The following is a 16409-nucleotide window of genomic DNA, read 5'->3' as shown; positions in this document are numbered from 1 at the left end:
CGATGGGCGATGCGGACTCGAATCCGAATTGCTATTCCGGTGGCTTTCGTGCAAACTAACGCCGCCGATTTGGTTTTATCAATCTCCTCAGAAGTGGATGGGCATGGCAACTGATTACGACGCTCCGCGCAAGAACGACGACGATTCGGAGTCGATTGAAGCGCTCAAAGAGCGCGTTCCAGACAAGATGTCTGGTGTCGTAGATGTTGACGATGCTGACAACCCCGGTGGCTTCGAACTGCCGGGAGCCGATCTCTCCGACCTCGATCTCGACGTCGTCGTCCTGCCCCCGCAGGCCGACGAGTTCACCTGCGTCAACTGCTTCCTCGTGAAGCACCGTTCGCAGATCGATCACGAAGAGAAGCTCGGCCCGATCTGCGTGGAGTGCGCTGCCTGACGCAGAGCACCCCGCGCACGGTACCGCCGATCAGGCGGACAGAGCAGCCGTCAACCCCTCAGGATTCCGGGACGACACGAGCCAATACGGCGTCGGGTCGTCCGGATCCTCGAGGGGTATTTTTACGACTGGATCCACCCATCCCCGGAGGCATAGCCAGGCGCGCGCGTCGAGACGCTGGCCACGCTGCAGAGTCGCCGCGCCGCCTCTGAAGATCGACGGCGTGCCGAGCAGCTCGACGGGGATCCGGGCCTTGCCCGCGATGAGCATGCCGTCCTTCACCTCGATGACGGGGGCCAAAACGATGAAGATCCCCGCCAGCCCCACGAAGAGAACGCCGGCCGCGACGACCCCGGCCACGATGTTCACCGGCGCGAGCACGAGGCTGCTCGCCGGTATGACGAGTGCGGTGGCGAGGTAGATCCAGATTGAGGGCCAGAGCCGCTCACGATACGAAGACATGCACCTATTCGATCAGACAAACTGCACTACCCTCGACTGCGTGACCCAGTCAGTCGAAGTTCTCATTCAGGCCACCGATATTCCCATCTACTCTCACCCTGGCGACGCGGGAGCCGATCTCACGTCGACGGAGGCCCTGACGCTTGCGCCTGGCGAGCGTCGACTCGTCGGCACCGGCGTGAGCATCGCCCTCCCCGACGGTTTCGCCGCCTTCGTCGTTCCCCGCAGTGGGCTCGCCGCCAAGCACGGCATCACCATCGTCAACTCGCCGGGAACGGTCGACGCGGGTTACCGGGGGGAGATCAAGGTGGCTCTCCTGAATACAGACAGCACGGTGCCGTACGATATCGGCGTCGGGGATCGGATCGCCCAGCTCATCGTCATGCCGGTGTCCCGTGCCGTCTTCATTCCCGTCGAGACTCTTCCCGGCAGCGGCAGGGGCGCAGGAGGATTCGGTTCGACCGGATACTCCACCTCTGCATCGATCACCGGGCCCACAGCATCCGAATCACAAGGAGAGAACGCATGAGCGATCTGCAGAAGCCGAACGACGACGCAGGCGTTGAGTCGATCGACGACCTCGAAGACCAGGAGCCGCTCGATACGAAATCGGCACCGGCGAATCGCGCGGAGGAAGGGCCCTTCGACGCGGATGAGGCCAATCCCGCTCGCCCGTACGTCGATCTGGGTGGTCTCAAGATCCTCCCTCGCGAAGGTCTCCACCTTCGGCTCGAGGTAGAAGAGGGAACCAACCGCGTCGTCGCCGTCGGTCTCGACTACGCAGGGTCCACTCTTCAGGTGCAGGCGTTCGCCGCTCCGCGGTCCACAGGGCTCTGGCACGAGATCCGCGCCCAGATCGAAGATCAGATCATCAAGCAAGGCGGAACGAGCACGGCCCGCGAAGGCGCCTTCGGTCCAGAGCTGGTGGGAGAGGTGCCCGTCGCGGCGGGCACGTCGGCCGACGCCTCGCCGTCGTCGCGTCTCGCGCGCTTCGTCGGCGTCGACGGACCCCGGTGGTTCCTTCGCGGCGTCATCGCGGGAGAGGCGCTCACGAACCCGGCCGCCGAACTCGCGATCGAAGAGCTCTTCAGAAGTGTCGTCGTGGTGCGAGGAACGCAGCCCATGCCGCCGCGCGATCTCATTCCCCTCAACATGCCGAAAACCGCCGCGACGGCCACACCTCCGACGAGCGCCTGATGTCGGCGCCGCAGTCCGACGACCGCGAGCCCGCCCCCAGCCTGTCGCAGACATTCGCGGATGCGGCACGGCGGGCGGGCATCGGTCAGGTGACTCCGGGCGAGACTCCCACGGCCGCTTCGCTCATCCGCGCGATCGGGGGAGTGCGCGGGCTCATCGAGTCGCTTCTTCCCGGGCTCGCATTCCTCGTGATCTATACGATCACCAGCGATCTCACACCGAGCGTCCTCGCACCCGTGATCGTTGCGGTCGGCTTCATTGTCGTCAGGGCGGTCACACGAAGCCCCGTCATGCCGGCCGTCACCGGCCTGCTCGGTGTTGCGATCTCAGCGGCTCTCGCGCTCTTTACGGGACGCGCAGAAGACAACTTCCTTCCCGGACTCATCATCAACGCGGTCAGCATCGTCGTGCTGGTGGTCTCGATCATCGTGCGCTGGCCACTCATCGGAATCATCGTCGGACTGCTCACCGGGGATTCGAAGGGATGGCGTGCCGATCGGGCGAAGTTCCGGGTCGTGCTCGTCGCGACCTGGTGCTGGGTCGGCCTCTTCGCGCTGCGACTCGGCGTGGAGGGCCCTCTCTACCTCGCGGGCCAGGCCGCCGCCCTGGGCTCCGTCAAGTTGATCCTCGGAGTGCCCCTGTACGCGGCCATGTTGTGGGTCACGTGGCTTCTGGTGCGCACCGCATTCGGTCACGGCAAGAGCGAGGCCGACGCCCGCCCCTGAGTGTCGCCGCGCCGGAGCGAGTGCTACGATTTATCTTGACGTCAAGATACATCGGGGCGCTCGCTCGGAGGCCCCGCCCGGCATTGCGGTTAGGTTAGCCTTGCTAGCCCTCGAGCGTTCCCCGGGACAAAGATTGACTTCAGGAGCTCGAAGGAGAAGGCGACGATGTCGAAAGTCAACAGCTTTGGATCGAAAGATCAGCTGAAGGTCGGGAACGATTCATACGAGGTTTATCGCATCGATAAGGTCCCCGGGTACGAGAAGCTTCCCTTCAGCTTGAAGGTGCTGCTCGAGAACCTGCTGCGCACCGAAGATGGCGGCAACATCACATCCGAGCACATCGAGGCTCTGGGCAACTGGGTTCCGACGTCGGAGCCCGATACCGAGATCCAGTTCACGCCGGCTCGCGTCGTCATGCAGGACTTCACGGGCGTTCCCTGCATCGTCGACCTCGCCACCATGCGCGAAGCCGTCGGCAGCCTGGGCGGCGACCCGACGAAAATCAACCCGCTGGCGCCCGCAGAGATGGTCATCGACCACTCCGTCATCGCCGACCTCTTCGGTTCCGACGATGCTCTCGAGCGCAATGTCGAGCTCGAGTACGAGCGCAACGGCGAGCGGTACCAGTTCCTTCGCTGGGGACAGACGGCCTTCGACGACTTCAAGGTCGTGCCGCCGGGAACGGGCATCGTGCACCAGGTCAACATCGAATACCTGGCGCGTGTCACGATGACCCGCGAGGTCGACGGCGTTCTTCGCGCCTACCCCGACACCTGCGTCGGCACCGACTCCCACACCACCATGGTCAACGGCCTCGGTGTGCTCGGCTGGGGCGTCGGCGGCATCGAGGCAGAGGCGGCCATGCTCGGCCAGCCCGTCTCGATGCTCATTCCGAAGGTCGTCGGCTTCAAGCTCTCCGGCGCGATCCCCACCGGCGTCACCGCGACCGACGTCGTGCTCACCATCACGCAGATGCTGCGCAAGCACGGTGTGGTCGGAAAGTTCGTGGAGTTCTACGGCGCGGGTGTCGCCGAGGTTCCTCTCGCCAACAGGGCCACCATCGGAAACATGAGCCCCGAGTTCGGTTCGACCGCTGCGATGTTCCCGATCGACGACGTCACCCTCGACTACCTCCGGCTCACGGGCCGCAGCGAAGAGCAGGTCAAGCTCGTCGAAGCGTATTCCAAACTGCAGACCCTCTGGCACGACCCGAGCGTCGAGCCCGTCTTCAGCGAGTACCTCGAACTCGACCTCGCCACCGTCGTGCCCTCGATCGCCGGCCCGAAGCGCCCCCAGGACCGCATCGAACTCAGCGACTCGAAGAATCAGTTCGAGCACGACCTGAACGACTACGCCCGTGTCGAGCACGACATCGTCGACCTCGTCGGCACCGGATCGTTCCCGGCCTCCGATCCCGGCGAACTGTCGCCGGAAGATGCCGATCCGTCACACAGCCACAGCCACTCGCACGCCAGCCACGCGCCCAAGACGGCATCCAAGCCCACGGTCGTCTCGCTCGACGACGGCACGAACTTCACGCTCGATCACGGTGCCGTCGCCATCGCGGCGATCACCTCGTGCACGAACACGTCCAACCCGTCGGTCATGCTCGCGGCCGGGCTTCTGGCCCGCAACGCGAGCCAGAAGGGCCTCAAGGCGAAGCCGTGGGTCAAGACCACGCTGGCGCCCGGATCGAAGGTCGTCACGGACTACTACGAGAAGGCCGGTCTCACCTCCTACCTCGAAGATCTCGGCTTCTACACGGTCGGATACGGCTGCACCACCTGCATCGGAAACTCCGGCCCGCTCCTCGATGAGATCTCGTCGGCGGTTCAGGACAACGACCTCGCCGTCACCGCGGTCCTCTCGGGAAACCGCAACTTCGAGGGCCGCATCAACCCCGACGTCAAGATGAACTACCTCGCGTCGCCGCCGCTGGTCATCGCATACGCCCTCGCGGGCTCGATGAACTTCGATTTCGAGACGGATGCCCTGGGTACCGACACCGAGGGAAACGACGTCTTCCTGAAAGACATCTGGCCCGACGCCGCAGAGGTGCAGTCGACCATCGACTCGTCCATCGACACGGACATGTTCCAGCACGAGTACGCGGGCGTCTTCGACGGAGACGAACGGTGGCGTTCGCTTCCCACCCCCGAGGGCGCGACCTTCGAGTGGGATTCCGAGTCGACCTATGTGCGGAAGCCCCCGTACTTCGACGGCATGACCATGGAGACGACTCCCGTCACCGACATCGTCAACGCTCGTGTGCTCGCCAAACTCGGCGACTCCGTCACGACCGACCACATCAGCCCTGCCGGTTCCATCAAGGGCGACAGCCCGGCCGGCCGCTACCTCGACGAGCACGGTGTCGACCGCAAGGACTACAACTCCTACGGATCGCGTCGCGGAAACCACGAGGTGATGATCCGCGGAACCTTCGCGAACATCCGGCTCAAGAACCAGCTGCTCGACGGCGTCGAGGGCGGCTACACGCGTGACTTCACGCAGGCCGACGGCCCGCAGTCGTTCATCTACGATGCTGCGCAGAACTACGCTGCCTCGTCGACTCCGCTCGTGATCTTCGGCGGCAAGGAGTACGGATCCGGCTCGTCGCGCGACTGGGCGGCGAAGGGCACGAGCCTCCTCGGCGTCAAGGCCGTGATCACCGAGAGCTTCGAGCGAATCCACCGTTCGAACCTGATCGGCATGGGCGTCGTCCCGCTGCAGTTCCCCGCCGGAGAGTCCTGGGCCTCGCTCGGACTCGACGGAACCGAGATCGTCAGCATCGCGGGCATCGAACAGCTCAACGACGGCGTGACCCCCCGCACCGTTCGCGTGACGGCGACCCCGAGCGAGCAGTCGCCCGAGGGCAAGCAGATCGTCGAGTTTGACGCCGTCGTGCGCATCGACACCCCGGGTGAAGCGGACTACTACCGCAACGGCGGGATCCTGCAGTACGTGCTGCGAAGCCTCGTCGCCTGATCGAACGTCAGCGCCCTCGCTGGATGCGTCATAGCATCCTCGAGGGCGCTTACGTCGTTCCGAGCGGTGCTCGGAACGATCCGTCATAGACTCGAACGAGGGGCCGGTCGGCCCTCACGAACGGAAGGGCCGTCTGCATGAGCCTGCTGGAGAACATCTCAGGTCCACGGGATCTCGACGCTCTCAGTCAGGAGCAACTCGTTCAGCTCGCTGCCGAGATCCGCCAGTTCCTCGTCGCCGAGGTATCGAAGACCGGGGGACACCTGGGGCCGAACCTCGGCGTGGTCGAGACGACCTTGGCCATCCACCGGGTGTTCGACTCACCGCGCGACGCGATCGTCTTCGACACCGGCCACCAGTCCTACGTGCACAAGCTCCTTACGGGTCGACAGGACTTCTCCCGGCTCCGCCAGCAGGGCGGCCTGGCAGGCTACCCGCAGCGCTCGGAGAGCGAGCACGACGTGGTTGAGAGCTCCCACGCGTCGAGCTCCCTCTCGTGGGCAGACGGTATCTCCCGCGCGTTCGAGATGACGGGCCAGAATGACCGTCACGTCATCGCGGTCGTCGGCGACGGCGCTCTCACCGGTGGCATGACGTGGGAGGCGCTCAACAACATCAGCGACGACAACACCCGCAAACTCGTGATCGTCGTGAACGACAACGGCCGTTCCTACGCTCCGACGATCGGAGGCATGGCCCGCTACCTCAACTCGGTTCGCACCAACACGAAATATCGAAACCTGCACCAGTCGTCGCGTGAGCTCTTCGATCGCTTCGGGGGGCCGGGCCGCGCCATCTATCGCGGCATCCGCGGCGGCACGCACGGATTCCTCAGCCGCTTCTCGAACAACGAGGCGCTCTATTCGAACCTCGACATCAAGTACATCGGCCCGATCCACGGACACGACCTGCAGGCGATGCAGGAAGCCCTCCTGCAGGCGAAGCGCTACGCCCAGCCGGTGATCGTGCATGCCATCACCGAGAAGGGCCGCGGCTACGAGCCCGCGCTGAGCGACATCGCCGACCAGTTCCACGCCGTCGGGCAGATCGATCCCGAAACCGGCGAGGCACTGGGCGGACCGAGCGCACCGTCGTGGACGGGAGTCTTCAGCGACGAGATCGTCGCGTTGGCGGAGAAGAATTCCACCATCGTGGGCATCACTGCGGCGATGCTGCGCCCGACGGGCCTGCACAAGATGGCCGAACGCTTTCCCACCCGTGTCTTCGACGTCGGCATCGCCGAACAGCACGCGGTCACGTCTGCCGCCGGCCTGGCCTTCGGTGGCCTCCACCCGGTAGTCGCCGTCTACGCCACATTCATCAACAGGGCGTTCGACCAGGTGCTGATGGATGTCGCGCTGCACAAAGCCGGAGTGACGTTCGTTCTCGACAGGGCCGGCGTCACGGGCCCAGACGGACCGAGCCACCACGGCATGTGGGATCTCGCAATTCTGCAGGTCGTGCCGAATATCCGCCTCAGCGCTCCCCGAGATGCCGAGCGCCTCCGTGAGGAGCTGGGCGAGGCCGTGGCCGTCTCGGACGGTCCGACCGTCGTACGATTCCCCAAGGGCAGCGTCGGCGAGGAGATCGCCGCCGTGCGCCGTCTCGACGACGGAGTAGACGTGCTCGTCGAGCACGAGCGCAAAGACGTTCTGATCGTGACCGTAGGCCCCATGGCGAGGACTGGCCTCGAGGTCGCCGAACGTCTGGCGGCACAGGGCATCGGGTCGACGGTGATCGACCCGCGCTGGGTCGTTCCCGTTCCGCGTAGTGTGCTCGATCTCGCCGCCGAACACCGCATCGTGATCTCGATCGAAGACGGCATCCGCGTGGGCGGCGTGGGCACGAGAATTCGGCAGGATCTTCGCGAGGCAGGCATCGATACGGCGGTGACCGAGCTGGGACTGCCCGACGAGTTCCTGGATCATGCGGAGCGCGCACAGATCATGGAGCGCGTGGGCCTGACCCCACAGCACATCGCCCGCGATGTCGTGGCGCAGGTACTCGGAAGCAAGATCCCGATCGCGCGCCCGCTCGAAGGCGAGAGCGAGAACGAGCGGCGCATCACCCGCTAGTCGTCGAGGCTCGTCGACACCGCGTAGCTGAGTTCGATGGCCCCCTGGGCCAGGCTGGTCGTCGAGACCAGGTCGAGGTCGAGCGGCCCAGTAACCGGGAGCAGTGACACGCCTGCGCCCAGGATGACGGGCATCATCGTGATGATGACGGCATCGAGACGACCGGCCGTCGCGAATTGAGCCGCGATGTCTCCGCCGCCGACAATCCAGGTTGCTTGGTCGCCGGACAGCTCTTCGAGCTCGTCGGCGACAGCATCGATGTCTCCGTGCCTGAAGCGGATGTCTGCACCCGGAACGGCGACGGGAAGATCTCGGTGGGTGAGCACTACGGTGGGCACCGAATACGGCCAGTCATCGGGGGACTGCGAGAGGAGGAACTCGTAGGTTCTCGCGCCCATAACGATCGATCCGATTCCCGAGAGGAATCGATGATATGCGGCGTCGAAGTCGGCCGTGCCGAAGCGCAATAGCCAATCGATGCGATTGTCTGAGTCGGCGATGAACCCGTCGAGGGTGCTCGCCACGTAGTACTGAAAGGTCATGCCTCACAGACTAGGACGAGCCCCCGACGGTCAGATAGCTAGTCGGTACCGGCGATCGGCGGGTGGTGGAAGGTGTCTCCGAACACCCTCTCGCTCGCCCCGACCCGATCGAGGTACGGCGTAGCGCCGCCCATCTGGAACGGGTAGCCCGCTCCGAGGATGAGGCAGAGGTCGATGTCCTCCGCCGCGTGCACGACGTCGTCATCGAGCATGCGTTTGATCTCGTCAGCGAGGCCGTCCTCCACCCGACGCAGGAGTTCCGCCTCGGTGAGAGCCGTTCCGCCAGGTCCGCCGTCGGCGACGATCTTCACGGCCTTCTTATCGAAGCCCTTGATCGCGCCCTTGGAGTCGCGCTCGAAGATCTTGCCGTGCTCCGCAAGCTTGTGCAGATTCGAGCTCTCGAAGAATCGGTCGGGGAAGGCCGCGTGATGGGTGTCGAGCACGTGCGCCCCCACCTTGAGACCCACGAGCTCGAGCAGTTCGAACGGCGTCATGGGCAACCCGAAGGGCTTAAGGGCGTTGTCTACAACCTCGAAGGGAGTGCCCGTGTCGACCGCGTGCATGGCCTCGCCCAGCAGCTTCGCCAGAATCCTGTTGACGACGAAACCCGGGGTGTCGCGGGTGATGACGGCGTTCTTCCGGAGCTTCGCGGCGATGACCATCGCCGTGCTCAGCGTCGCCTCGTCTGTCGACGGGGTATTGACGACCTCGATCAACGGCATGACCGCAACCGGGTTGAAGAAGTGGAATCCGACCAGTCGCTCCGGGTGGGACAGCTTCGCTCCGATCTGCTCGACCGACAGCGATGAGGTGTTGGTCGCGAGCACGGCCGTGTCAGATACGTACTTCTCGACGTCGGCGAAGACATCCTGTTTGACGCCGAGCTCCTCGAAGACCGCCTCGATCACCCAGTCGGCATCGGCGAAATCGGCCTTGTCTGTCGTGCCCGACACCAACGCGCCGAGCCGGTTGGCCTCGTCTGCGCCGATGCGGCCCTTGTCTTTGAGCGCCGTGATCTCGTCGCGGATGTAGGCGAGACCCTTGTCGACCCGCGCCTGATCGAGATCGGTGATCACGACAGGAACCCGGAGTCGTCGAACGAAGAGCAACGCGAACTGGCTGGCCATGAGTCCGGCGCCGATGACGCCGACCTTCGTGACCGGCTTGGCCAGGGCCTTATCCGGAGCACCCGCGGGCCGCTTGGCCCTCTTCTGCACGAGGTTGAACGAGTAGATGCTCGCGCGGAACTGATCGCCCGAGATGAGGTCGGCCAGCACGTCGTCTTCACGAGCGAACCCGTCCTCCGCCGATCCCGACTTCGCTGCTTTGAGCAGGTCGAGCGCCGCGTACGGCGACGCCGCGACGGTTCCGATCTTCGACTCGAGCATCTTGCGCGCGATCGAGATCGCCGCGTCCCACTTCACGAGGCGCTCGAGCTTGCCCGGCACGTTCGAACGCGAGACCGTGATGCGACCGGTCAGCACTCCGTCGGCCCAGACGAGCGACTGCTCGAGGTAGGAGGCCGGGGGGAAGATCGCGTCGGCGATACCGAGATCGAAGGCCTGTTGGCCCTTCAGCGTGCGGTTGTTCTTCAGCGGGTTCTCGACGACGACCTTGAGGGCGTTCTCGATGCCGATGAGGTTGGGGAGCAGGTATGCGCCGCCCCATCCCGGAATGATGCCGAGGAAGACCTCGGGGAGTGCCAGGGCGGGAATCGACGAGTCGATTGTGCGGTAGTCGGCTGCGAGGGCCACCTCGACACCACCGCCCAATGCCAGTCCGTTGATGAAGGCGAACGTGGGTACGCCGATCGTCGCCATCTTGCCGAAGGTGTAGTGTCCGAGCTGCGCCATCTGCTTGGCGAGCTCCCGACTCGGGATGTCGCCGACCTTCGACAGGTCGGCGCCGGCGGCGAGGATGTACGGCTTGCCGGTGACGGCGACGGCCTGGATCTCGCCGGCCGATGCCCGCACTGCGAGGGCGTCGAGCGCCGCTCCGTACTCGAGCAGGGAGTTGGGCCCGAGGGTAGACGGACGCGTGTGGTCACGATCATTGTCGAGCGTGATCAGCGCCAGCACCTTGCCGCTCGGAAGCGGGATGTCACGAACGTACGAGTGAGTCACGACCTCGTCTGCCGACAGTTCGGCGAGAGAAGAGAAGTCGATTGTGGAGTAGTCGGTCATCGCTTCGCTGCCTTCGCCTTCTTGTTGTAGTGAGGGTTCTCCCAGATGACGGTGCCGCCCTGGCCGAGACCGATGCACATGGCGGTGAGGCCGTAGCGCACCTCGGGGTGCTCCTCGAATTGTCGGGCGAGCTGATTCATCAGACGTACGCCCGACGATGCGAGCGGGTGTCCGATGGCGATAGCTCCGCCGTACTCGTTCACGCGGGGATCGTCGTCGTCGATGCCGAAGTGGTCGAGGAACGACAGCACCTGCACCGCGAACGCCTCGTTCAGTTCGAAGAGACCGATGTCGGTGATCGACAGACCTGCTTTGCGCAGGGCCTTCTCGGTCGAGGGCACCGGTCCGATGCCCATGATCTCGGGCTCGACGCCGGCGAACGCGAAGCTGACCAGCTTCATCTTCGTCGTGAGGCCGAGTTCTTTCGCGGTGGCTCCGCTGGCGAGCAGACACGCGGTAGCGCCGTCGTTCAGGCCCGACGAGTTTCCCGCGGTGACGCGGCCGTGCGGCCTGAAGGGCGTGCGCAGACCGGCGAGACCCTCCATAGTGGTTTCTGGACGAGGAGCCTCGTCGCGGGTGGCCAGTCCCCATCCAGCGGCGCTGCGCGTCGCAACGGGAATGAGGTCGGGCTGGATCTTTCCGGCCTCGTAGGCGGCCGCGACCTTCTGCTGGCTCCGAAGCGCGTAGCGATCGGAGCGCTCCTTCGTGAGCGACGGAAAACGGTCGTGGATGCGCTCGGCCGTCGATCCCATGTTCAGGGCTTCTTCGGAGACCAGCTTCTCGGCGAGGAAACGCGGGTTCGGGTCGGCGTTGAATCCCATGGGATGGCGGCCCATGTGCTCGACACCGCCGGCGATGGCGAGGTCATACGCACCGAAACCGATTCCGCTGCCCAGGGTGGTGACGCTCGTCATCGCGCCGGCGCACATGCGATCGATGGCGAAGCCCGGAACGGACTGGGGGAGTCCTGCCAGCAGGGCCGCGGTGCGGCCGAGCGTGAGCCCCTGGTCTCCCTGCTGTGTGGTCGCAGCGATGGCGACCTCGTCGATACGCTCCTTGGGAACGGACGGGTTTCGCTCCAGCAAACCGATGATCGCTTTCACGACCAGGTCGTCTGCACGGGTCTGCCAGTACATGCCCTTTTCGCCCGCACGCCCGAAGGGTGTGCGCACCCCATCAACAAATACGACTTCGGCTATTTCGGCCACTTTGCCTCCTTCTGGTTGAGAACCGAGACGATCCTAGGCGGGGCTAAAGAGCGGTCGAAATCCTTTGACTGTTCCTACGACGAGGCTTCGGGCTCGTTCTCTGCCTTTTGGTGGGCATCGACAAAGGCTTGGGCGATTGGCTGTGCAGTTAGTTCAAGCTGCCACGGGCGGGCGCCGAGCTCTGACAGGGATGCCGCGATCGCCGCCGCAGTCGTCGGCTCGGGCGGGGTCCAGGCAACCCGGCGCAGAGTCTCGGGAGTGAGGAGATTCTCGACCGGGATGTTGACGAACTCCGACAGCTCGGCAAGGGCCGCTCGAGCAGCCTTCAGGCGAGAGTCCGCTTCGGGGTTGCGATCCGACCAGCTGCGCGGGGGAGGTAGCGTGTCTTCGCTTCGGCGGTTGACCGGCAGGTCGGTGGCGGCCTTGCCTTCTTCGAGGGCAGCCCACCACCGGTCGATCTCGGTTCGGCTCGCCCGGCCCGAGAACTCCTTGAGCGCGGCGAGCTCCCGCTTCGACTCGGGGAGAACACGTGCCGCTGCGACGAGACTCGAATCGGGCACCAACCTGCCGGGCGACACATCGATCTCGCGGGCGAGTTCATCTCGCGCCATCCAGAGCGACCTCGCCACAGCGACGTTGCGGGGATTACGAAGCGAATGCACGCCCGTGAGTCGACGCCAGGGCTCGGCGGCGGCCGGTTTGGGCTCTTTCAGCCTCGTCGCCTCGAACTCCTGAGCCGCGATCACGGCCTTGGAATTCTCGATCAGGAGCTCTGCCAGTTTGTCTCGCAGATCGGGGAGGAGTTCGACGTCGAGGGCTGCGTACTCGAGCCAAGACTCGGGCAGAGGTCTGCGAGACCAGTCTGCCGCGGAGTGTTCCTTCTTGAGGTGGATTCCGAGGAACTCCTCGACGACGCTGCCGAGTCCGACGCGCGGAATGCCCAGCAACCGGGCGGCGAGTTCGGTGTCGAAGATGACGCGTGGGTCGAGTCCCACCTCGCGAAGACAGGCCAGATCCTGACTCGCGGCGTGCAGGATCCACTCCTCGCGCGAGATCGCGTCGTTCAGCTCGGTGAAGGAACCGATCGCCGGTGGGTCGAAGAGAAAGCTGCCCGCCCCGCGTCGGTAGAGCTGGATCAAGTACGCGCGTTGCGAGAATTTGAAACCGGATGCCCGCTCCGCGTCGACCGCGATGGGGCCGTGCCCGGCGGCGATCAGCTCGACCGCTTCGAGATAGGCCTCGCGGGTATCTATGACCGTGAGTGCCAGTGTGCGCGGAGCCGACTCCGGCGATACCTCAGTCGTGCCGGAGTCGGGGATGGTCTCGTATTCGTCAGTCACGCCCGAAGCGCCTCGCATTCAATTGTGTGACTCCGTCGATCGCGGGGGGAAGACCGGCGAGCATGCAGAGCAATTCCCCCCAGCCTTCCACATGCGCCGTCACGTCGAAATCGTCGGGGGTCCACGATGCGCGCAGTTCGATCTGTGCGCCGTCGCCCTGCGACTTCAGCTCGCCGAAGCCGCTGGAGATGATCTTGGTGGCCGTTCCGGACGCCGCCGAGTACCGTGCGCCGCGCGTGTCGAGCGCATCCACGAGCCACGACCAGGTGACGTCGGCGAGAAAAGGGTCGAGCCCGATCTCTGTCTCGAGCGGCGCCTGTGCGAAGCAGACGACGCGGAATGCGCCGCCCCAGGCCTCGGGCTCGTCGGGATCGTGGAGGAGGATGAATCGCCCCGTGCCGAGCTCCGAGTCCGAGCCGTGGCGTTCCGGATTCACATCTGCGGCGAGCGCGAGCGAATACGGAGCGAGGTTGGCGGGCGAAGGAATCTCGGAGACGACGAGCTCGGGTCGGGTCGCAGCTGCACGGACCGCCGCCACGGCAGCCTCGAAAGCAGCAGGGAGTTCGGACGTGGTTGGAGTGTCGGACACGTCTGCAGACTAGAGTTTCCCGCATGCTGCGCGCCGCAGGCACGCCGATGACGACCATTGCGGGCGGGCTCCGGCCTGCCTTCGGCGTCGACGACAGGGAGACCACACCGATATGACCGCATCCGACGAGCGCCGTCCTGTACCCGGCTGGGCTAGCGCCACCATAGTGGCCGGAGCACTGGCCGCCGCGACAGCCGCCGCTGCCGCCGTTCTCACGACGCTCGTCTCTCGCTCGGTCGTCGTGCCACCGAAGCATCCGTCGGAGGACGCGACCATCGAGTCGGTGGACCTCGAGGCGGGAACGATCACCCTCCGTGCCACTGCCGACACTCTCCTGCCCGGGCGATACAGCCTCTGGTTCGACCGCAGCGGCGGGCACGCCCGGATCGGCGAGATCATCTCGGTGGCAGACGGCGCCGTGACCCGGTCTCTGCTCGAGGTCGACTTCGGCGACATCGAGCTGGCATCGACAGGTCGAATCAGCGGCTGGTACTTCCTGCATCCGCGCGAGTTCCCCTTCGCCTACCGCAATGTGTCCATCACCACGCCCGTCGGAGATGCTCCGGCGTGGGTGATCCCCGCCGACGACCCCGACTCGACCAGATGGGTCATCCAGGTTCACGGTCGCGCCGTGAGGCGTGCCGAGACGCTTCGAGCGAGCAGAGTCTTCCACGAGGCCGGGTACACGTCGCTCCTCGTCTCGTACCGCAACGACGGGGATGCGCCTCGAAGCGCAGACGGTCGTTTCCGGCTGGGCGAGACGGAGTGGGAGGACGTGGACGCAGCTCTGGCCTACGCGGTCGCGGCGGGCGCGACGAGCGTCATCTTGATGGGCTGGTCCATGGGCGGAGCGACAGTCCTCCAGGTCGCCTCCCGATCGCAGATGAAGAGTGTGATCGACGGCGTCGTCCTCGATTCACCGGTGATCGACTGGAACGAGACGCTCCGCTACCGCAGCACCCAGCTCGGGATCCCCGCGCCCGTGCAGACCGCCGCCCTCGCCACGCTGACGCACGACTGGGGCAATGTCGCCACCGGGCTCGAGAAGTCGGTCGATCTCGGCCGCCTCGACTTCGTGGCACGGAGCGGCGAACTCGATACCCGCATCCTGCTGTTGCACAGCGACGACGACGGATACGTGTCCAGCGTCTCGAGCAGAAAGCTCGCCGAACTCCGTCCCGACATCGTGACGTTCGTGCCCTTCTCGATCGCGCGGCACACGAAGCTCTGGAACTACGATCCGGAGCGCTGGAACGAAGCGATCAGAGTCTGGCTTCACGAGGCGTGAGTCAGGCGGCGCGCTCACGCACCTGTCTCTTGATGCGGGCCAGCATCGCCGTCATTCCCCGGATGCGCAGGGGTGAGACGGCGGCCGTGAGACCGAGCATGCTCGGGTAGTCGTCGGCCAGCTCGAGCACCTGCGAGGCCGTGAGGCCGTCGATGCCCTGCACGAGGATCGAGGCGAAGCCGCGCGTGGTCGGCGCCTCAGCCGGTGCGGTGGCGAACAGATGAACCGCCTGGTCGGCGTCGACCTCGACGACGATGAAGATCGGAGACTGGCACTCCTCGACACGCTCGAAGAGGTCGGGGTGATCCCGATAGCGCTCGGGTAGCTCTGGCAGCTCATTCGAGAACTCGAGCAGCAGTTGCAGGCGCTCCTTGACCTCGAGGTCGAGAAAGTCGTCGCGGATCTCCGCGAGGGAGTCGGGAAGTTCTGTCGCATCCATGTCTGTTAATTATCGCCTACGACGAGCGCCCGACTACCGGCCCGGTGCCGCTCCCGGAGCATCGCCCGTGGCGATGGGCACGCGCACGGCGCTTCCCCACTCCGTCCACGAACCGTCGTAGTTGCGCACCGAATCGAAGCCGAGAAGGTGGGTGAGCACGAACCAGGTGTGGCTCGATCGCTCTCCGATGCGGCAGTACGCGATGATCTCATCGCCATCGACGAGGCCGGCACCCTCGCGGTAGATCTCGTTCAGCTCGTCGATGCCGCGGAATCTGCCGTCTGCTGCCGCGGCCCGCGCCCACGGAACATTCTGCGCGGTCGGAATGTGACCGGCCCGCAGTGCGCCCTCTTCGGGATACGCGGGCGCCGTGGTGCGCTGACCGGTGTACTCCTCGGGTGAGCGCACGTCGATGAGCGGGCTGCCGAGGTGATCGAGCACATCCTCTTTGAACGCCCTGATCGCCGAGTCGTCGCGCTCCACCACCGGATACGACGCGGCCGCCACCTCGGACTCGTCCGTCGTGATGGCCCTGCCCTCGGCGATCCACGCGTCCCGACCGCCGTCGAGCAGGCGCACGTCGCTGTGGCCGAAGAGCGTGAACACCCAGAGGGCATAGGCAGCCCACCAGTTGTTCTTGTCACCGTAGATCACGACCGTGCTGTCTCGGGAGATGCCCTTCGACGACGCCAGCGCGGCGAACTGCTCTCCAGAGATGTAGTCACGCACCACGGGGTCGTTGAGATCGGTGTGCCAGTCGATCTTGACGGCGCCCGGAATGTGCCCGACCTCGTAGAGGAGCACGTCTTCGTCGGACTCGACCACGACGAGGCCCGGCTCGCCGAGATGCGACTGCAGCCAGTCGGTGCTCACCAGGCGTTCCGGATGCGCGAATTCGGCGAAACGGGGCGACGGATCGGCGGCGACGGTCATAGGTGGTTCCTCCTGGGAGTGCACGAGCCGATCGGAGACCGGCCCG

The 16409-nt window shown here is 65.3% G+C and carries 15 protein-coding genes; 7 read left to right on the top strand and 8 right to left on the bottom strand.

Features of this window, described 5'->3' with window-relative positions:
- The first annotated feature begins 103 nt into the window (after nucleotides 1–103).
- On the top strand, nucleotides 104–397 hold the full coding sequence (locus CCK87_RS06535; protein ID WP_055928962.1) for a DUF4193 domain-containing protein: 294 nt from the start codon (nucleotides 104–106) through the stop codon (nucleotides 395–397).
- Between the two features lie 30 nt (nucleotides 398–427).
- On the opposite strand, the gene CCK87_RS06530 is transcribed toward CCK87_RS06535, so the two are convergent.
- Nucleotides 428–859: a DUF3093 domain-containing protein gene (locus CCK87_RS06530; protein WP_086460639.1), complete on the bottom strand. Its 432-nt coding sequence runs from the start codon at nucleotides 857–859 to the stop codon at nucleotides 428–430.
- Nucleotides 860–899: 40 nt separating this feature from the next.
- Here CCK87_RS06530 and dut point away from each other — a divergent pair, with 40 nt between their 5' ends.
- From dut to dxs, 5 genes are all read left to right on the top strand, one after another.
- Nucleotides 900–1388: a dUTP diphosphatase gene (gene dut / locus CCK87_RS06525; RefSeq protein WP_170927172.1), complete on the top strand. Its 489-nt coding sequence runs from the start codon at nucleotides 900–902 to the stop codon at nucleotides 1386–1388.
- The gene (locus tag CCK87_RS06520; protein ID WP_086460637.1) at nucleotides 1385–2056 is read left to right on the top strand and encodes a DUF3710 domain-containing protein; all 672 of its coding nucleotides are present in this window, start codon (nucleotides 1385–1387) and stop codon (nucleotides 2054–2056) included. The genes dut and CCK87_RS06520 overlap by 4 nt, the downstream gene beginning before the upstream one ends.
- Nucleotides 2056–2781 carry a DUF3159 domain-containing protein gene (locus tag CCK87_RS06515; protein ID WP_086460636.1) on the top strand — a complete coding sequence of 242 codons (726 nt, stop codon included), beginning with the start codon at nucleotides 2056–2058 and terminating at the stop codon, nucleotides 2779–2781. Before CCK87_RS06520 ends, CCK87_RS06515 begins: the two co-directional genes overlap by 1 nt.
- Before the next feature lie 165 nt (nucleotides 2782–2946).
- Nucleotides 2947–5766: an aconitate hydratase gene (locus tag CCK87_RS06510; RefSeq protein ID WP_086460635.1), complete on the top strand. Its 2820-nt coding sequence runs from the start codon at nucleotides 2947–2949 to the stop codon at nucleotides 5764–5766.
- 137 nt (nucleotides 5767–5903) lie between these two features.
- On the top strand, nucleotides 5904–7841 hold the full coding sequence (dxs, locus tag CCK87_RS06505; protein WP_086460634.1) for a 1-deoxy-D-xylulose-5-phosphate synthase: 1938 nt from the start codon (nucleotides 5904–5906) through the stop codon (nucleotides 7839–7841).
- Here dxs and CCK87_RS06500 read toward each other — a convergent pair.
- From CCK87_RS06500 to CCK87_RS06480, 5 genes are all read right to left on the bottom strand, one after another.
- Entirely contained in the window at nucleotides 7838–8383 is a 546-nt protein-coding gene (locus tag CCK87_RS06500) for a dihydrofolate reductase family protein (RefSeq protein WP_086460633.1), read from the bottom strand. The two genes, dxs and CCK87_RS06500, sit on opposite strands and share 4 nt — an antisense overlap.
- A gap of 38 nt (nucleotides 8384–8421) precedes the next feature.
- The gene (locus tag CCK87_RS06495) at nucleotides 8422–10566 is read right to left on the bottom strand and encodes a 3-hydroxyacyl-CoA dehydrogenase NAD-binding domain-containing protein (protein ID WP_086460632.1); all 2145 of its coding nucleotides are present in this window, start codon (nucleotides 10564–10566) and stop codon (nucleotides 8422–8424) included.
- Complete coding sequence (locus tag CCK87_RS06490; RefSeq protein ID WP_078713397.1) at nucleotides 10563–11774, bottom strand: thiolase family protein; 1212 nt, start codon at nucleotides 11772–11774, stop codon at nucleotides 10563–10565. Before CCK87_RS06490 ends, CCK87_RS06495 begins: the two co-directional genes overlap by 4 nt.
- A gap of 74 nt (nucleotides 11775–11848) precedes the next feature.
- Nucleotides 11849–13042: an HRDC domain-containing protein gene (locus tag CCK87_RS06485; RefSeq protein WP_249273817.1), complete on the bottom strand. Its 1194-nt coding sequence runs from the start codon at nucleotides 13040–13042 to the stop codon at nucleotides 11849–11851.
- Between the two features lie 64 nt (nucleotides 13043–13106).
- Nucleotides 13107–13703 (bottom strand): DUF3000 domain-containing protein, encoded by a 597-nt coding sequence (locus CCK87_RS06480; protein WP_086461200.1) that lies wholly within the window; start codon nucleotides 13701–13703, stop codon nucleotides 13107–13109.
- A 112-nt stretch (nucleotides 13704–13815) separates the two neighbouring features.
- On the opposite strand from CCK87_RS06480, the gene CCK87_RS06475 reads away from it, so the two are divergent.
- The gene (locus tag CCK87_RS06475) at nucleotides 13816–14991 is read left to right on the top strand and encodes an alpha/beta fold hydrolase (RefSeq protein ID WP_086460630.1); all 1176 of its coding nucleotides are present in this window, start codon (nucleotides 13816–13818) and stop codon (nucleotides 14989–14991) included.
- Between the two features lies 1 nt (nucleotide 14992).
- On the opposite strand, the gene CCK87_RS06470 is transcribed toward CCK87_RS06475, so the two are convergent.
- Nucleotides 14993–15430 (bottom strand): SufE family protein, encoded by a 438-nt coding sequence (locus tag CCK87_RS06470; RefSeq protein ID WP_086460629.1) that lies wholly within the window; start codon nucleotides 15428–15430, stop codon nucleotides 14993–14995.
- 33 nt (nucleotides 15431–15463) lie between these two features.
- Nucleotides 15464–16363 (bottom strand): sulfurtransferase, encoded by a 900-nt coding sequence (locus CCK87_RS06465; protein WP_086460628.1) that lies wholly within the window; start codon nucleotides 16361–16363, stop codon nucleotides 15464–15466.
- Nucleotides 16364–16409: the final 46 nt, after the last annotated feature.

Origin of the sequence: Agreia sp. VKM Ac-1783, from assembly GCF_900177765.1 — a bacterium.
Lineage (GTDB): Bacteria > Actinomycetota > Actinomycetes > Actinomycetales > Microbacteriaceae > Agreia.
Note: the sequence above shows the minus strand (reverse complement) of the source record. Positions and strands in the feature narration are given on the sequence as shown.

What these genes read in the sequence shown, in the direction of transcription:
- CCK87_RS06535 (WP_055928962.1), top strand. Translation starts at nt 104, where the DNA reads ATGGCAACTGATTACGACGCTCCGCGCAAGAACGACGACGATTCGGAG.
- CCK87_RS06530 (WP_086460639.1), bottom strand. Translation starts at nt 859, where the DNA reads ATGTCTTCGTATCGTGAGCGGCTCTGGCCCTCAATCTGGATCTACCTC.
- CCK87_RS06520 (WP_086460637.1), top strand. Translation starts at nt 1,385, where the DNA reads ATGAGCGATCTGCAGAAGCCGAACGACGACGCAGGCGTTGAGTCGATC.
- CCK87_RS06515 (WP_086460636.1), top strand. Translation starts at nt 2,056, where the DNA reads ATGTCGGCGCCGCAGTCCGACGACCGCGAGCCCGCCCCCAGCCTGTCG.
- CCK87_RS06510 (WP_086460635.1), top strand. Translation starts at nt 2,947, where the DNA reads ATGTCGAAAGTCAACAGCTTTGGATCGAAAGATCAGCTGAAGGTCGGG.
- dxs (WP_086460634.1), top strand. Translation starts at nt 5,904, where the DNA reads ATGAGCCTGCTGGAGAACATCTCAGGTCCACGGGATCTCGACGCTCTC.
- CCK87_RS06500 (WP_086460633.1), bottom strand. Translation starts at nt 8,383, where the DNA reads ATGACCTTTCAGTACTACGTGGCGAGCACCCTCGACGGGTTCATCGCC.
- CCK87_RS06495 (WP_086460632.1), bottom strand. Translation starts at nt 10,566, where the DNA reads ATGACCGACTACTCCACAATCGACTTCTCTTCTCTCGCCGAACTGTCG.
- CCK87_RS06475 (WP_086460630.1), top strand. Translation starts at nt 13,816, where the DNA reads ATGACCGCATCCGACGAGCGCCGTCCTGTACCCGGCTGGGCTAGCGCC.
- CCK87_RS06470 (WP_086460629.1), bottom strand. Translation starts at nt 15,430, where the DNA reads ATGGATGCGACAGAACTTCCCGACTCCCTCGCGGAGATCCGCGACGAC.
- CCK87_RS06465 (WP_086460628.1), bottom strand. Translation starts at nt 16,363, where the DNA reads ATGACCGTCGCCGCCGATCCGTCGCCCCGTTTCGCCGAATTCGCGCAT.